The following is a 13,798-nucleotide window of genomic DNA, read 5'->3' as shown; positions in this document are numbered from 1 at the left end:
CCGCTCAGGGAATCAGCCGCTCCGCACGCAGGCGCGTGAACAGGTCGAAGAACGCATCGTCGCTGGGCTGGTAATCGAGGAAGCCCATGCGCCGGCTCTTGGACATGTCGGTCATCACTTCCAGCGGACGGCCAAGGTCGGCATCGGTATGCCAGGGCGAGACCAGGCGCGCCATGTCGGGCTCGGCCAGGCCGTGTTCGGCCGCCAGCGCGGCCCAGTGCGGCGCGTCATCGGCCATCTGCTGTTCCAGCGGCCGCACTTCCCCGTTGAACGGCGCAGCCTCGACATCGAACCACTGCGCCAGGCGCTGCCACATCCAGCTCCAACGGAACACATCGCCGTTGACGATGTTGAACGCCTGGTCGAACGCCGCCGGCGTCTGCGTGGCCCAGAGCAGCTGTTTGGCCAGCTGGCGCGCGTCGGTCATGTCGGTCAGGCCGTTCCACTGCGCGAGCGAACCGGGGAAATAGAACGGCCGGCCGCGCGCCTTGCACAGCGCCGCGTAGACGGCCAGCGTGGTGCCCATGTTCATCGCATTGCCGACCGCCGCACCGATCACCGTGTGCGGGCGATGCACGCTCCAGTGGAAGCCGTCGCGCTTGGCCGCGGCGAACACTTCGTCTTCCTGCGCGTAGTAGAAGTTGTCCACGTCCAGGCGGCCCTGTTCCTCGCGGAACGGCGTCTGTGGCAGCGCGCCCTGCGCATAGGCTTCGAACGGCCCGAGGTAATGCTTCAACCCCGTCACCAGCGCAACATGCTGCACGCTGCGTGCCGGCTGCAGTGCGTCGAGCAGGTGGCGCACCATCGCGCCATTGACGCGAATGTTCTCGGCCTCGTTGGCCTGGCGCGCCCACGTGGTGATGAACACGTGCGTCGGGGCGATGCCGTCCAGCGCCGCGCGCGTGGCGACCGCGTCCTGCAGATCGGCGGCGATGCGGGCCACGCCGGCGCGCAAGGTGTCGGGACGACGCGCAAGCCCGCTCACCTGCCAGCCGTGTTCAAGCAGCAGATCGATGAGCGCGCTGCCGGTGATGCCGGTGGCGCCGACGACCAAGGCGTGTTGGGTCACAATGTGGACTCCGAAAAATTCAGGGCGCCACCATAGACAAGGCGGTGGACGCTTCCAAGCAGGCACGAAATGGTGACCACCCCATGAAGTCAGGTTCGCCCGAAGAAGACTGGCGCGAGGATTGCGCGCCACGGCGCGTGCTGGAGCTGTTCAGCACCAAATGGACCTCGATGGTGCTGCACACGCTGTCGGTGCGCCACGGCGGCAGCGCGCGCACCGGCGCGCTGCATCGCAGCCTGCCGGCGATCTCCAAGAAGATGCTGACCCAGACCCTGCGCGAGCTGGAAGACGCCGGCGCGCTGCTGCGCACCGTGCATCCGACCGTGCCGCCGGCGGTCGATTACACCCTGACGCCACTGGGCGTGCAGCTGGTCGAACCGATCGAACTGATCTACGACTGGGCGCGGCGCAATGCCTCCGCACTGGATGCGCTCAAGCCGCGCGCGACCTCACGCCGCCGGGGTTGATCGCCGCGACACGCAACGCACGCGATCGATGCGTGCGTCTCGCCGTCTCTGCAGTGAAAGCAAGCGCTAGCGCGGCAGCTCCGCCACCGCCGCGCTGTGCGGCGCCAGGATCCAGTCCGCATCAACCGCGCCGCTGTCCTCGACGCAACGCGCCGGATCGACTGTCGCCCCCTGGATTGGCTGCGCACCGTGCAACAACGCAGGCCGCGGAATCACCACCGCTTCGCCACCGAGATTGATCATCACCACCAGGCTGCCGGGCGCACGCTGCGACGGATCGTGCGGCAACGCGCCGCGCTCGAACAGCAGCACGCCCTCCGGCGCCTCGTGGAACCGGATATCGTCCACGCGCAGCCGCGCCTCGTCGCGGCGCCAGGCCAGCAGGCGCCGGGTGTGGTGATAGGTGCTGAACGGATCTGCCCGCTGGCGGTCCACCGCGCGTTCGGCATGCGAACCACTCAGCGGCAGCCAAGGTACGTTGACGGTAAAGCCGCACTGCACCGCATCGGCGATCCACGGCATCGGCGTGCGGCAGCCGTCCCGCCCCTTGAATTCCGGCCAGAACGCGATGCCGTAAGGATCCTGCAGCCGCTCGAACGGCACCTCCACTTCCGGCAGGCCCAGTTCCTCGCCCTGGTACAGGCACACGCTGCCGCGCAGGCACACCAGCAGCGTCATCAGTAGGCGGCTGACGTTGTCATCGACCACGCCGTCAGGCGCCCAGCGCGACGCGACGCGCATCACGTCGTGATTGGACAGTGCCCAGCAGCCCCAGCCGCCGGTGCGGGCCAGCTCGCGCTCCAGTAGTTCGACCTCCTGGCGGATGCGCGCGGCCGAGCCATCGCCCTGCAGCAGCTGGAAGCTGTAGGCCATGTGCAGGCGCTTGCCGGCCGCAGTGTAGTCGGCCATCAGCGGCGGCGCGGCTTCGTCGCCGATCTCGCCGACGCTGGCCACGCCGTAGTCGTCCAGCAGCATGCGCAGGCGTTCGAGGAAGGCCAGGTTCTCCGGCCGGCTCTTGTCGTGCACGTGCCATTGCAGGCTGAAAGGGTTGTCGCGCTTGACCGTGCTGGTGCGCGCACGTTGCGCGTCCGTCGAAGGCGGATTGTCGGTCAGCGCCGCGTCGTGGAAGAAGTTGTTGCAGGCATCGAAGCGGAAGCCGTCCACGCCACGCTCGCACCAGAAGCGCACCTCCTCCAGCACGGCGGCCTGCACCTGCGGGTTATGGAAGTTCAGATCCGGCTGGCTGGTCAGGAAGCCATGGAAGTAATACTGCTGGCGCCGCGACTCCCACTGCCAGGCACCGCCGCCGAACATGCCCAGCCAGTTGTTGGGCGGGCCGCCGTCGGGCTTGGCGTCGGCCCACACGTACCAGTCGGCCTTGGGATTGTCGCGGCTGCTGCGGCTTTCGACGAACCACGGATGCGCATCGGCGGTGTGCGAGATCACTTGGTCGATCAGCACCTTCAGGCCCAGCGCGTGCGCACGCTCGACCAGCGCATCGAAGTCGGCCAGCGTGCCGAACAGCGGATCGACGTCGCGATAGTCGGAGATGTCGTAGCCGAAGTCGCGCATCGGCGACTTGAAGAACGGCGAGATCCACACCGCGTCGCAGCCCAGCTCGGCAATGTGGTCCAGGTGCGCGGTGATGCCGGGCAAGTCGCCCACGCCATCGCCGTTGCTGTCGGAAAAACTGCGCGGATACACCTGGTAGATCACGGCGCCGCGCCACCACGCGTCGAGCACCTTGGGTCGAAGTTTGGAACGCATGCAGGCCCTGGGTTGCGGAAGAAGCATCGGCTTTCCAGCGAACGCCGACGCACGCCAACTTACCGAGCGCCGCTTCAACGCGCCGTAACCGCCGGTTCGCGCTAGCGCTGGCGCACGCCGCGTTTTGGTTCCCGCCGGCGCCTGGTCCGCACAGGGCGCTCGCGCGCTGGGAAACGCCACCGAAAACGCTTCCATATCAAGGACTTGCACCGATGGCGCGCTGTTGTCATGCAGCAAGACCCGGCGAATCTGACCGTGCTTTTCATGCGCCGTGAACGACTCGCTGTGACAGAGCCTTCAGTTCCGCACATCGCGCAAATCAGGCTTTGACAGCGCTGTCATGCCGGGTCGAGGGTCGCTGCCGGCCCGCCGCCCAGGCAGGCCGCTCCACCACCCAAAGGAGAGAACCGCATGACCTTATTCCGTGCCCTGGCGGTGTCATCCGCCGTGCTCATCGGCGCTGCCTGCGCCACGCACGTGCCGGCTGCGCAGGCCCAGACGCTAGTCTGGGAAGACAACTTCGATGGCACCGCCATCGACGGCAACAAGTGGACCTATGACGTCGGCGATGGCTGCCAGATCGGCAACTGCGGCTGGGGCAACGCCGAGCTGGAGTACTACACCAGTCGCCCGGAAAACGCCCGCGTGGAAAACGGCAACCTGATCATCGAAGCGCGTCGCGAAGACTTCGGCGGCAAGCCCTTCACTTCCGCGCGGCTGAAGACCGAGGGCCGCATGCACTTCAAGTACGGCACGCTGGAAGCGCGGATCAAGATCCCGCAGGCCGGCAATGGCCTGTGGCCGGCGTACTGGATGCTGGGCGCGGTCGGCGTGTGGCCGGCCCGCGGCGAGATCGACATGATGGAAGCCGGCTCGGCGCAGGCCATCGCCGACGGCATGGCCAACCGCCGCGTCGGCGCCGCGGTGCACTGGGACTACAACGGCTCGCAAGCCGACTACGGCAGCGACTACAACAGCCCGGTGGACCTGCAGAACGATTTCCACACCTACAAGCTGACCTGGGACGCGAACTACCTGCGCATGTCCATCGATGGACAGCAGTACTTCGAGTTCGCCATTTCCGATATCCAGGGCGGCTCGCTGGATGAGTTCCATGCCCAGCAGTTCCTGCTGCTCAACCTGGCCGTGGGCGGCAACTATCCGGGCATCCACGACGTGGCCGGCATCACCGCACCGATCCCCGGCAAGATGGAGGTCGACTACATCCGCCTGTACCAGGACACGCCCGGCGCGGAGCTGTACGTGGGCTCGGCCAACGCCGCGCCGGCCGGCAAGTTCGGGCTGTTTTCCGAGCAGTCCGGCCTCAATGGCCAGCTGACCTATGGCAACGGCACCGACCTGTTCCTGTGGAACAACCTCACGCCCAACAACGGCGCCGCGTTCGAAGGCAGCGAGGTGATGTCGTACCACGCCGCGGCCAACAACTGGTACGGGCTGGGCATCAGCACCGGCTTCATGAACTTCAGCCACTACGCCGGCGGATCGCTCAAGTTCCAGATGAAGACCAATGCCACCGGCACCTTCAAGATCGGCATCAATACCTCCTTCGGCGATAGCTGGGTGGACTTCGTCAGCGGCGGCAACAACTACGGCCTGGTCCGCGACGGCCAGTGGCATGAAGTCACCGTGCCCTTCAGCGCGTTCTACGACCTGGACCTCACCGCGGTGAAGCAGCCTTTCATGGTGGTCTCCGATCCGCCGCCGGCCGATGTGGATTTCGCCATCGACAACGTCTACTACCAGAGCCCGTAAGCGCGACATCGAAGTGCATGCTCCAGGACCGCGGGTCGCTCCCGCGGTCTTTTGCATCAGAGCGACGCAAGCGGTACATGGGAAGGAAGTCATGGTGTCCATCGCGTCATGCGCGGAGCCAGAAAAAAGCGGATAACGTCAGCGTCCGCGGGGCAGCGCGCCCTGCCCTTGCCACCGCTGCTTCAAGGGACTTTCATGTATCTGCATCGTCTTGCCCCAACCCTGGGCCTGGCCGTCAGCCTGCTGTGCGCCTCCTGCGTGCATGCGGCCGAGCCGGCCACCTCGCACCGCCTGCTGCGCGTCACGCTTGATGGCGCCAGCCAGCAGCCGACGTCCGGTCGCCTGCTGGTGTTCGCGACCAAGGCCGACGAAGCCAAAGCGCAGGCCAAGGACGACAAGGTCGAGGAAGTGGACATGAATCCCTTCCACCCCACCTCGGTCGCCGTGGCCGCGCAGGAAGTGACCGCGCTCAAGCCCGGCGCCAGCGTCGAGATCGATCTGGACGACGTGGCCTTCCCCAGCGGTTTCTCCGCCCTGCCGGCTGGCGACTACCTGATGCAGGCGGTGCTCGACCCCGATCACAGCTACAACTACATCGGCCGCGATGGCGGCGACCTGATCAGCGCCGTCACGCCGGTCGCGCTGGCCAAGGGCAAGCCGCTGCCGACGCTGGCACTGACCCAGCAGGTGCCGGTCAGCGACGATCCCTGGCAGCTCTCGCCACGCGCCCCGCAGGCCGCGCGCGACGCCTTGCCCGAAGCCAAGGCGCACACCACCGATGCCTCGATGGTGAGCCCGGCGCTGAGTGCCTTCTGGGGCCGTCCGGTGTCGATCCGCGCGCGTGTGCTGACCCCGCCCGGTTACGACGCCAAGGCCGCCACGCGCTATCCCACCGTGTATTTCACCCATGGCTACACCGGCAACTACAACCGCTTCGCCGGCAGCATCGCCTCGGTGTGGCAGGCGATGGCGGCCAAGCAGATGCCGGCGATGATCTGGGTGTTCCTGGACCAGGCCACGCCGACCGGCACCCACGAGTTCGCCGACTCGGTCAACAACGGGCCGTGGGGCACGGCGCTGACGGAAGAGCTGATTCCTGCGCTGGAAAAGAACTACCGCATGGACGCCAAGGCCAGCGGGCGCTTCCTCAACGGGCATTCGTCCGGCGGCTGGGCCACGCTGTGGCTGCAGACCCGCTATCCGAAGCTGTTCGGCGGCACCTGGTCGACCTCGCCTGATCCCAGCGACTTCCACGACTTCACCGGCGTGGACCTGTACGCGCCCGATGCCAACATGTATCGCAAGCCCGATGGCAGCCAGGTGCCGCTGATCCGCGACCAGGGCGAGGTCATCGCCGACGTCGAAACCTTCGCCAAGCTGGAGCGCGTGCTGGGCCCTTATGGCGGCCAGATGGCCTCGTTCGAATGGGTGTTCTCGCCGCGCGGCGCCGATGGCCGCCCGGTGCCGATGTTCGACCGCGATACCGGCAAGGTCGATCCGGCCGTGGTCGCCTACTGGCACGACCACTACGACATCGCCGCGCGCGTGGCGGCGCAATGGCCGTCGCTCAAGCCCGACCTGGACGGCAAGATCCACCTGATCGTCGGCACCGCCGACACGTTCTACCTGGATGGCGCGGCGCACAGGTTCCAGGCGGTGCTCGATGGCCTGAAGGCGAAGAGTGACTTCCGCTACCTCGACGGCCGCACCCACTTCGATTTGTACAAAGAGGGCGAGGACAGCAACGCCCTGCTCAAGAAGATCGCGTGGGAGATGTACGGCGTGGCGCGGCCGAAGCAGTAATCGCGCACCCGCAACCGGCCGGTCAGCGCGTGTCGCGACCGGCCTTGTGCCAGCGGCCATCGGCCTGCGCGCTGACTTCAAAACGCGCCCACTGGCGGAACATCTCGCGCGTGCAGCTGCCGGTCTGGCCCGCCTCGGCGCCAGCGACGGCGCGGTAATGCACCTGCGCGGTCGCCGTATTGGCTGACGCCTCTTCCAGCACTTCGCGCACGCCCCAGGCGCGGCCCAGGCGGCCATTGCTGTAGCAGTGACCGACGACGATGTCCTGCGGATGGATCGCGTCGCGCTCGGCGTGCTGCTTGGCCAGCTCCAGCAACTCGGTCAGTTGTTCGCTGGTCACGTCCACGTAGGCGTTGAGTTCGGCCATCGCCGCGTGGAAGTCTTCCTGGGTCAGGTCGAACTGGCGTTGCGCCGGCGGCGTCACCATTGCGGCCCGGGCGCGATGATTCAAGTGCGCGGGATAGCGCCGCCAGCCGAACAGTGCGTTGAACAGCACCGCAATCGCCAGGATCGCGACCACATTGATCAACACCGGCATCAGCAGGTAGTGATAGCCCAGCGCATGCACCGCATCGCCGCCGATCACGGCCGTCAGCGCGGTTGCACCACCCGGCGGATGGATGCAGCGCGCGAACGCCATCGCGCAGACGGCCAGGCCGACCGCCAGCGCGGGCGTGAGGTCATGTCCAGGCAACAGCCGCTGGCAGCTCACGCCGATGAAGGCCGACAGCAGATGTCCGCCGATCACCGCCCACGGCTGCGACAGCGCGCCCTGCGGCACCGCGAACAGCAACACGGCCGAGGCGCCCATCGAGGCCACCATCGGCCCGCCCATCGGCGAACCCTGCGGCGCGCACCAGCGCGCCAGGCCGTACACCGCCAGGATGCCGAACAGCGCACCCAGGCCGGAGATCCATTTCTCTCCCGCACGCGTGGTCCCGCGTTCGATGCCCAGCAGCAGGCGGAGTTCGTTCAACAGGGACGATGCAGTCATGCGGGCCATCTCGATGCGGCAGTGTCATCGGCACCGTCAAGGACGCGCCGAAGCGCGATGCTAACGCGGCCCGCGAACCGTGATGCAGCCTGACGACACGTCGGCGCGAATTCGTTGCCACCAGCCGGCAGGCGTGTACTCACACGCTCGCCGCCAGCTGCGCGCGCAGCCATTGGTGCGCTGAATCGCGATGCACGCGCTCGTGCCAGAGCATCGACATCTCGAACCCCGGCACCGCCAGCGGCGGCTCGACCACGCGCAGCGACGGTTGCCCGCACATCAGCCGCTGCGGCAGCAACGCGACCAGGTCGGTGCGGGCCAGCACCGACAGTACGAAGCGGAAGTGCGGCACCGACAGCACCACGCGGCGCGCCTTGCCCAGCTCGGCCAGCGCGGCATCGGTGCCCGCGTGGAAGCCGCCGCCGTCGGGCGAGACGATCACATGCTCCAGCTTGCAGAACTGCGCCAGCGTCGGCTTGCGCTGCAGGCGCGGATGATCCGCACGGCCGGCCAGCACATAGCGCTCGGTGTAGAGCGCGCGGCGGCGCAGGCCGGGCGGCGCGCCTTCGGTGGTGTGCAGGGCCAGGTCGATATCGCCCTGCTCGGCCAGGCGCGCGAGTTGCGCCGGCTGCTTCTGCAGGATCGCCAGTTGCGTGCCGGGCGCTGCAGCACGCAGCGCGGCCAGCGCGGGCAACAGTACCGTGGTCTCGGTGTAGTCGGACGCCACCACGCGCCAGCGGTGGCGCGCCTGGGCCGGATCGAACGGCGCTGCCGGCGAGACCGCGCGCTCCAGTCCTTCCAGCGCCTGGCGCAGGGGCTCACGCAGCGCGTCGGCGCGAGCGGTCGGGCGCATCCCGCGCGGCCCGGGCAGCAGCAGCGGATCGTCGAACACCGCGCGCAGCTTGGCCAGGTGCACGCTCACCGAGGGCTGGGACAGGTGCAGCCGCTGTGCGGCACGGGTGACGTTGTGCTCGGCCAGCAGCGCATCCAGGGTCAGCAGCAGGTTGAGGTCCAGCGTCCTCAGATTGGTCATGGCTATACCTGGAATATTGGAAATTCATTTCCAATATACCGGGCGCCTGCCTACGGTGCGCTGCATCTTCTTCCCAGGTGCCACGCCATGAACGTCCTGATCGTCTACGCCCATCCCGAGCCGCAGTCCCTGAACGGCGCGCTGAAGGACTTCGCCGTCCAGCGCCTGCAGGCCGCCGGACACCAGGTGCAGGTCTCGGATCTGTACGCCATGCAGTGGAAGGCGCCACTGGACGCACGCGACACGCTGGACCCGCAGCCGCCCGCACGCTTCAACGCCTCGTGTGCATCCAGGCACGCGCTGGAACACGGCCTGCAGACGCCGGACATCGTGGCCGAGCAGGACAAGCTGCGCTGGGCCGATGCGCTGCTCCTGCAGTTCCCGCTGTGGTGGTTTTCGATGCCGGCAATCCTGAAAGGTTGGGTCGAGCGCGTGTATGCCTATGGGTTTGCCTACGGCGTGGGCGAGCACTCGGACCGACATTGGGGCGACCGCTATGGCGAGGGCATGATGGCCGGCAAGCGCGCGATGCTGGTGGTCACCACCGGCGGCTGGGAACCGCATTACAGCGCGCGCGGCATCAACGGGCCGATCAACGACCTGCTGTTCCCGATCCAGCACGGCGTGCTGCATTACCCAGGCTTCGACGTGCTGCCGCCGTACGTCGCCTATCGCACCGACCGCGCCGACGAGGCGCGCTTCGTGCAGATCCGCGACGCACTCGGCCAGCGCCTGGACGCACTGTTCACGACACCCCCGATCGCCTTCCGCAAGCAGAACGGCGGCGACTACGTGATCCCCGCACTGACATTGCACGATGGCATCGCGCCGGGGCAGACCGGCTTTGCCGCGCATGTGAGCACCGCGGCCACTGACTGAGCTGGGGCCGTCAATCCGCCGCGGGCATCAACGCGCGCAGGCGCTCTCGTTCCCCCACATCGGCACTGGCCTGCGCGAGGCGTTCGAGCGCCGCGCGATGCGCCACCTGCAGCGCATCACCGGCCGGTACCGGGCGCTCTGGCACCACGCCCGTGCCTTCCCAATTCGTCTGGCTGATCGGACTGCGCGAGCGCGCATACGGGATGGCAATGGCGAAGTGCTCGGTCAGTTTGAATGCACGGCTCGGATGCGCGCCACCGCCGGTGGGTTCGCCCACGATGGTGGCGCGCCCTTGCTGTTGCAGTGCATAGGCGAAGTCTTCCGCCGCTGAGAATGTCGCCTTGCTGGTCAGCAGGTAGAGCGGCTTGCGTCCGCCAAAACGCGGACCTGGCACCGGCATGGTCCACGCCTGCTCCACCACGCCCCCTTTGCGGAAGACCAGATCGTTGAGATGCACCGGCCCGTCCAGCACGTAGCTCGCCAGGTACGCCACCATCTGCGGGTCACCGCCCGCGTTGTCACGCAGGTCCAGGATCAGCGCATCGGTGTGCGCGACCAGGCCCATCGCCTGGCTCGCGGCCTGCGCGCCCAGTTCCGGGTAGGCGAACACGCGGAACTTCACGTAGCCGATGTTGCCTGCCAAGCGTTCGACCCGATCAAAGCCGAAGCCATCGCGGGCCACGGCGTCGCGCCAGCGTTCAAGGTCTTCCAACGAGGGACGGATCGGCTCGTCACGTGCGCCTTCCGGGTGGTATTCCAGCCACAGGTGTCCGTCATGACTGACCGCACGCAGGTCTTCGGTCAGGCGTTGGCCGAGCGCGACCGGATCTTCGAGCGTGGCGTAAGCACCGCGGCGTGAATTTTCCCGCAGTGCCTCAGCCATCGGCTGGACCAACGCCAGCGCGATGTATTCGTCACGCAACCGCGTGGCGATCGCGTCGATCAGCGCGTCGCGCTCGCCCTGGCTGATGCGGTCGGCGGCCGCGGCATTGCCGGCCGACAGCAGGCTTGCCGCCGCCAGGACGATCGTGCCGATGAGCCGTATCCGCATGGCGCACTCCGTGCCGTCCAAGCGGGACGGCCTGCCCTTGCACCTTACTCGCCCTGGGTACAGCCGTCTTCGCTAGAGACCAAGCCGCTTTGCGTACTCGGCTTCCAGCCGCGTGTGCTTGCGCCAGAAGCCTTCCGGCGTGCGGCCGGCGATGCAGTCGCCCAGGATGTCCAGGTGGGTGTGCCAGCCGCCGGACACGCTGAGGATCATGCCGGCCGACGACAGGCGGCTGTGGATCACCACCAGCCGGACCTGCTCACCGCGTTCGCTCAACTCGAACCGCACGTGCGAGGCATCCTCGCCCTCACCCCACAAAAAACCCAGCAGGTGCGGCGGATCGAAGTCGGTGATCGTGCCGCTCGAATGCACGGTGCCGGCCTGCCTGGCGTATTTGGCCGGTGCCGGATCGTCGTGCTCGGTCAGCTCGGAATTCTTGAACACCAGCGCCACGGCACCGCCGGGATGCGGGGCCATCGGGCCGCCGGCAAACCACTGCGCACGCAAGTCGGGCTCGGTCAGATAGCGCCAGACGCGCGTGATCGGGCCGGGCAGCAGGCGTTCGACACGGACGGTGTCGGGCGCGGTCAACACGCCGTAATCGGCGTCGGTCGAGGCAAGGGTCATGGTGTCCTCCTGGGCTTGCGGGTGGTGCCGCTGCGTGTGGCGGGCGGCGTTGGCGTGGCGGCGTCCTCGGCCTTGAGCACGGCATCGAGGGCGTCGAATTGCTGGTTCCAGAAGCGTTCGTAGTGGCGGATCCACTCGGCGCCAGCGTGCAGCGGTTGCGCTTCCAGCCGGCAGGTGTGGACGCGGCCCTGCACCTCGCGTCGGATCAGCCCCGCGCGCTCCAGCATCTGGATGTGCTTGGACGCGCCGGCCAGTGAGATGGCGAACGGCGCGGCCAGTTCGCCCACCGTGCGCGGCTGGCGCGACAAGGCCTGCAGCATCGCCCGGCGCGTGGGATCGGCCAGCGCGCGGAACACGGCATCGAGTGCATCGGACGTTTTCTCAACCATGCGGTTGAATTTACCCGGATCGCGGCGATATTCAACCGAAAGGTGAAATTTATTCTGCCGCGCCGACGAACGGCATCCGCGCATGGGCATACGCCTCGACAACGCCCTTCCACCGGCGATGCCATGCTCGGGCTCGCCCCCTCTTCCACACAGGCCTCCCGATGTCCGACCGCATCCTCGTCTTCTACGGCTCCTATCGCGCCGACCGCATGGGCATCCGCCTGGCCGACTACTGCGTGCGCACGCTCAACGCGCGCGGCGCGCAGGCCGAGCTGATCGACGCCAAGGCGGTCGACCTGCCGATGCTCGACCGCATGTACAAGGAATATCCGAAGGGCCAGGCGCCGGCCGCGATGGAAGCGCTGGCCGACAAGATCCGCCAGGCTGATGGCTTCATCTTCGTCACCGGCGAATACAACTGGGGCGTCCAGCCGGGCCTGAAGAACCTCACCGACCACTACCTGGAAGAGTGGTTCTGGCGCCCGGCCGGCATCGTCAGTTATTCCGCCGGGCGCCTGTCCGGTGCGCACGCCAGCGTCGCCTGGCACGGCACGCTCTCGGAGATGGGCATGGTGGTGATCTCCAGCACGGTCACCGTCGGCCCGATCGGCAAGACCCTGGATGCACAGGGCGCGCCCATCGATGAAGCGGGCAAATCGCTGGAGAAGAGCTTCGCGCGCTTCGCCGACGACCTGGCCTGGTGGAGCGAGGCCGCCCGCGCGCAGCGCGAACGCAAGGCCCCGCCTTACTGACGCGATGTGTGCAGTTGCGACCGGCGGCGCGCGGGCCTACTTCGGCGCGCCAGCCGGTGCGGGCACCAGCACGTCATCGTCCTGGCTCCAGGCCGGCGTGGTGATCGCGTAGAACTTCAGCGGCTCGCCCCTCGAGGCGCGGATCGAGCGCACCGATTGCGGCTGCACCAGGATGTAGTCGCCCGGGCCGACCGCATGCGGCGCGCCATCCACCCAGACTTCGCCATGACCTTCGAGGATGAAGAACGACTCCTCGCCCACCTTGTTGTGGCTCCACGCGCTGGCCTTGCCAGCCGCCAACTGGAACAGCGCCACGCTGCCCTGGCTGGAACGCGCACCTGCCGGTGCGACGCGGCCAGTGAGTTCCTTGAGCTGCACGCCTTCGGACACCGTCACGGCCGGCAGGTCATCGGGGTGGATCACGCGCGCGGGCTCGGCCGCATGGACGCTGCCGGCAACCAGCAGCAGCGAGAGCGAAACAGCGGTGACGAAGGACGTGGCCATGAGGAAGCGATCCAGAGGAAGCGGGTGCCGCGATTGGGCAGGGTCGGCATTCTACTGGCGCACCTGCGGGCGATTGAAGACTACGCAGCAATCGCGCCCGGCGACTTCACCTGCGTGCAACCGCGCTTTCATCCCGCGTGCGTGCGGGCCGGCGTAGGCTCGCGGTTCCCCCGACCAACCAGGACATTGCGATGAGCATCTTCTCCAGCATCGTCAACAAGATTTTCGGCCACCCGAGCACGCCGCCGGTGGCCACGCCCAGCGCCGCGCCGAAGCCCGCGGTGATCATCGTTGATGGCTCCGAGGCCACCGCCGGCATCGCCCCGCCGGCACGCACACCCGAACCCGTCGCCCCGCCGGCCGAGCCGGTGGACGTGGCCGCGGTGCTGACCGCGATGGCTGAGGCCAAGGGCGGCAAGAGCGACTGGCAGCATTCCATCGTCGACCTGCTCAAGCTGCTTGACCTGGATTCCAGCCTGGCCGCGCGCAAGGAACTGGCGGCCGAACTCGACGTGCACGCCGGCGACCACGGCAGCGCCGAGCAGAACATCGCCCTGCACAAGGCGGTGATGAAGAAGCTGGCCGACAACGGCGGCAAGGTGCCGGAAGAACTCAAGCACTGAAGGCGCCTCCAGGCGCCACACAGAACGACGATGCCCGGACCAGGTCCGGGCATCGTCGTTTGCGTCATTC

Annotated in this window: 14 protein-coding genes; 6 read left to right on the top strand and 8 right to left on the bottom strand. The window is 67.6% G+C overall.

Annotation, left to right across the window (positions count from 1 at the left end):
- Positions 1 to 4 precede the first annotated feature (4 nt).
- Entirely contained in the window at positions 5 to 1,069 is a 1,065-nt protein-coding gene (locus BMZ17_RS09295) for an SDR family oxidoreductase (protein WP_093138318.1), read from the bottom strand.
- Positions 1,070 to 1,152: 83 nt separating this feature from the next.
- On the opposite strand from BMZ17_RS09295, the gene BMZ17_RS09290 reads away from it, so the two are divergent.
- Complete coding sequence (locus tag BMZ17_RS09290; protein ID WP_093138317.1) at positions 1,153 to 1,536, top strand: winged helix-turn-helix transcriptional regulator; 384 nt, start codon at positions 1,153 to 1,155, stop codon at positions 1,534 to 1,536.
- Between the two features lie 66 nt (positions 1,537 to 1,602).
- On the opposite strand, the gene BMZ17_RS09285 is transcribed toward BMZ17_RS09290, so the two are convergent.
- Positions 1,603 to 3,303: an alpha-amylase family glycosyl hydrolase gene (locus tag BMZ17_RS09285; RefSeq protein WP_093138316.1), complete on the bottom strand. Its 1,701-nt coding sequence runs from the start codon at positions 3,301 to 3,303 to the stop codon at positions 1,603 to 1,605.
- 411 nt (positions 3,304 to 3,714) lie between these two features.
- On the opposite strand from BMZ17_RS09285, the gene BMZ17_RS09280 reads away from it, so the two are divergent.
- Together BMZ17_RS09280 and BMZ17_RS09275 are read left to right on the top strand one after the other, a co-directional pair.
- Positions 3,715 to 5,076 (top strand): family 16 glycosylhydrolase, encoded by a 1,362-nt coding sequence (locus BMZ17_RS09280; RefSeq protein ID WP_093138315.1) that lies wholly within the window; start codon positions 3,715 to 3,717, stop codon positions 5,074 to 5,076.
- A gap of 195 nt (positions 5,077 to 5,271) precedes the next feature.
- Positions 5,272 to 6,879 carry an alpha/beta hydrolase gene (locus tag BMZ17_RS09275; RefSeq protein ID WP_093138314.1) on the top strand — a complete coding sequence of 536 codons (1,608 nt, stop codon included), beginning with the start codon at positions 5,272 to 5,274 and terminating at the stop codon, positions 6,877 to 6,879.
- 22 nt (positions 6,880 to 6,901) lie between these two features.
- Here BMZ17_RS09275 and BMZ17_RS09270 read toward each other — a convergent pair whose 3' ends face one another.
- Both BMZ17_RS09270 and BMZ17_RS09265 read right to left on the bottom strand, forming a co-directional pair.
- The gene (locus BMZ17_RS09270) at positions 6,902 to 7,873 is read right to left on the bottom strand and encodes an HPP family protein (protein WP_093139540.1); all 972 of its coding nucleotides are present in this window, start codon (positions 7,871 to 7,873) and stop codon (positions 6,902 to 6,904) included.
- A gap of 139 nt (positions 7,874 to 8,012) precedes the next feature.
- Complete coding sequence (locus tag BMZ17_RS09265; protein WP_093138313.1) at positions 8,013 to 8,906, bottom strand: LysR family transcriptional regulator; 894 nt, start codon at positions 8,904 to 8,906, stop codon at positions 8,013 to 8,015.
- Between the two features lie 87 nt (positions 8,907 to 8,993).
- On the opposite strand from BMZ17_RS09265, the gene BMZ17_RS09260 reads away from it, so the two are divergent.
- On the top strand, positions 8,994 to 9,785 hold the full coding sequence (locus tag BMZ17_RS09260) for an NAD(P)H-dependent oxidoreductase (protein ID WP_093138312.1): 792 nt from the start codon (positions 8,994 to 8,996) through the stop codon (positions 9,783 to 9,785).
- Positions 9,786 to 9,795: 10 nt separating this feature from the next.
- Here BMZ17_RS09260 and BMZ17_RS09255 read toward each other — a convergent pair whose 3' ends face one another.
- The 3 genes from BMZ17_RS09255 to BMZ17_RS09245 form a co-directional block, all read right to left on the bottom strand.
- Entirely contained in the window at positions 9,796 to 10,836 is a 1,041-nt protein-coding gene (locus BMZ17_RS09255) for a S41 family peptidase (RefSeq protein ID WP_093138311.1), read from the bottom strand.
- A gap of 72 nt (positions 10,837 to 10,908) precedes the next feature.
- A complete protein-coding gene (locus BMZ17_RS09250) occupies positions 10,909 to 11,460 on the bottom strand; it encodes an SRPBCC family protein (protein WP_093138310.1) in 552 nt (183 codons plus the stop codon).
- Complete coding sequence (locus BMZ17_RS09245; RefSeq protein WP_093138309.1) at positions 11,457 to 11,849, bottom strand: ArsR/SmtB family transcription factor; 393 nt, start codon at positions 11,847 to 11,849, stop codon at positions 11,457 to 11,459. The genes BMZ17_RS09250 and BMZ17_RS09245 overlap by 4 nt, the downstream gene beginning before the upstream one ends.
- Positions 11,850 to 12,010: 161 nt before the next feature.
- On the opposite strand from BMZ17_RS09245, the gene BMZ17_RS09240 reads away from it, so the two are divergent.
- The gene (locus BMZ17_RS09240; RefSeq protein WP_093138308.1) at positions 12,011 to 12,601 is read left to right on the top strand and encodes an NADPH-dependent FMN reductase; all 591 of its coding nucleotides are present in this window, start codon (positions 12,011 to 12,013) and stop codon (positions 12,599 to 12,601) included.
- Between the two features lie 36 nt (positions 12,602 to 12,637).
- On the opposite strand, the gene BMZ17_RS09235 is transcribed toward BMZ17_RS09240, so the two are convergent.
- On the bottom strand, positions 12,638 to 13,105 hold the full coding sequence (locus tag BMZ17_RS09235) for a cupin domain-containing protein (RefSeq protein WP_093138307.1): 468 nt from the start codon (positions 13,103 to 13,105) through the stop codon (positions 12,638 to 12,640).
- Between the two features lie 191 nt (positions 13,106 to 13,296).
- On the opposite strand from BMZ17_RS09235, the gene BMZ17_RS09230 reads away from it, so the two are divergent.
- The gene (locus tag BMZ17_RS09230; RefSeq protein ID WP_093138306.1) at positions 13,297 to 13,728 is read left to right on the top strand and encodes a DUF3597 domain-containing protein; all 432 of its coding nucleotides are present in this window, start codon (positions 13,297 to 13,299) and stop codon (positions 13,726 to 13,728) included.
- Positions 13,729 to 13,798 lie beyond the last annotated feature (70 nt).

Source organism: Pseudoxanthomonas sp. GM95, from assembly GCF_900109775.1.
Taxonomy (GTDB): domain Bacteria; phylum Pseudomonadota; class Gammaproteobacteria; order Xanthomonadales; family Xanthomonadaceae; genus Pseudoxanthomonas_A.
This window is presented reverse-complemented; position numbering and strand designations above follow the sequence as displayed.

Bases quoted from the DNA above. Each gene is read 5' to 3' on its own strand.
- BMZ17_RS09235 (WP_093138307.1), bottom strand. From the start codon at position 13,105: ATGGCCACGTCCTTCGTCACCGCTGTTTCGCTCTCGCTGCTGCTGGTT.
- BMZ17_RS09255 (WP_093138311.1), bottom strand. From the start codon at position 10,836: ATGCGGATACGGCTCATCGGCACGATCGTCCTGGCGGCGGCAAGCCTG.
- BMZ17_RS09275 (WP_093138314.1), top strand. From the start codon at position 5,272: ATGTATCTGCATCGTCTTGCCCCAACCCTGGGCCTGGCCGTCAGCCTG.
- BMZ17_RS09270 (WP_093139540.1), bottom strand. From the start codon at position 7,873: ATGACTGCATCGTCCCTGTTGAACGAACTCCGCCTGCTGCTGGGCATC.
- BMZ17_RS09285 (WP_093138316.1), bottom strand. From the start codon at position 3,303: ATGCGTTCCAAACTTCGACCCAAGGTGCTCGACGCGTGGTGGCGCGGC.
- BMZ17_RS09290 (WP_093138317.1), top strand. From the start codon at position 1,153: ATGAAGTCAGGTTCGCCCGAAGAAGACTGGCGCGAGGATTGCGCGCCA.
- BMZ17_RS09245 (WP_093138309.1), bottom strand. From the start codon at position 11,849: ATGGTTGAGAAAACGTCCGATGCACTCGATGCCGTGTTCCGCGCGCTG.
- BMZ17_RS09230 (WP_093138306.1), top strand. From the start codon at position 13,297: ATGAGCATCTTCTCCAGCATCGTCAACAAGATTTTCGGCCACCCGAGC.
- BMZ17_RS09240 (WP_093138308.1), top strand. From the start codon at position 12,011: ATGTCCGACCGCATCCTCGTCTTCTACGGCTCCTATCGCGCCGACCGC.
- BMZ17_RS09250 (WP_093138310.1), bottom strand. From the start codon at position 11,460: ATGACCCTTGCCTCGACCGACGCCGATTACGGCGTGTTGACCGCGCCC.
- BMZ17_RS09265 (WP_093138313.1), bottom strand. From the start codon at position 8,906: ATGACCAATCTGAGGACGCTGGACCTCAACCTGCTGCTGACCCTGGAT.
- BMZ17_RS09280 (WP_093138315.1), top strand. From the start codon at position 3,715: ATGACCTTATTCCGTGCCCTGGCGGTGTCATCCGCCGTGCTCATCGGC.
- BMZ17_RS09260 (WP_093138312.1), top strand. From the start codon at position 8,994: ATGAACGTCCTGATCGTCTACGCCCATCCCGAGCCGCAGTCCCTGAAC.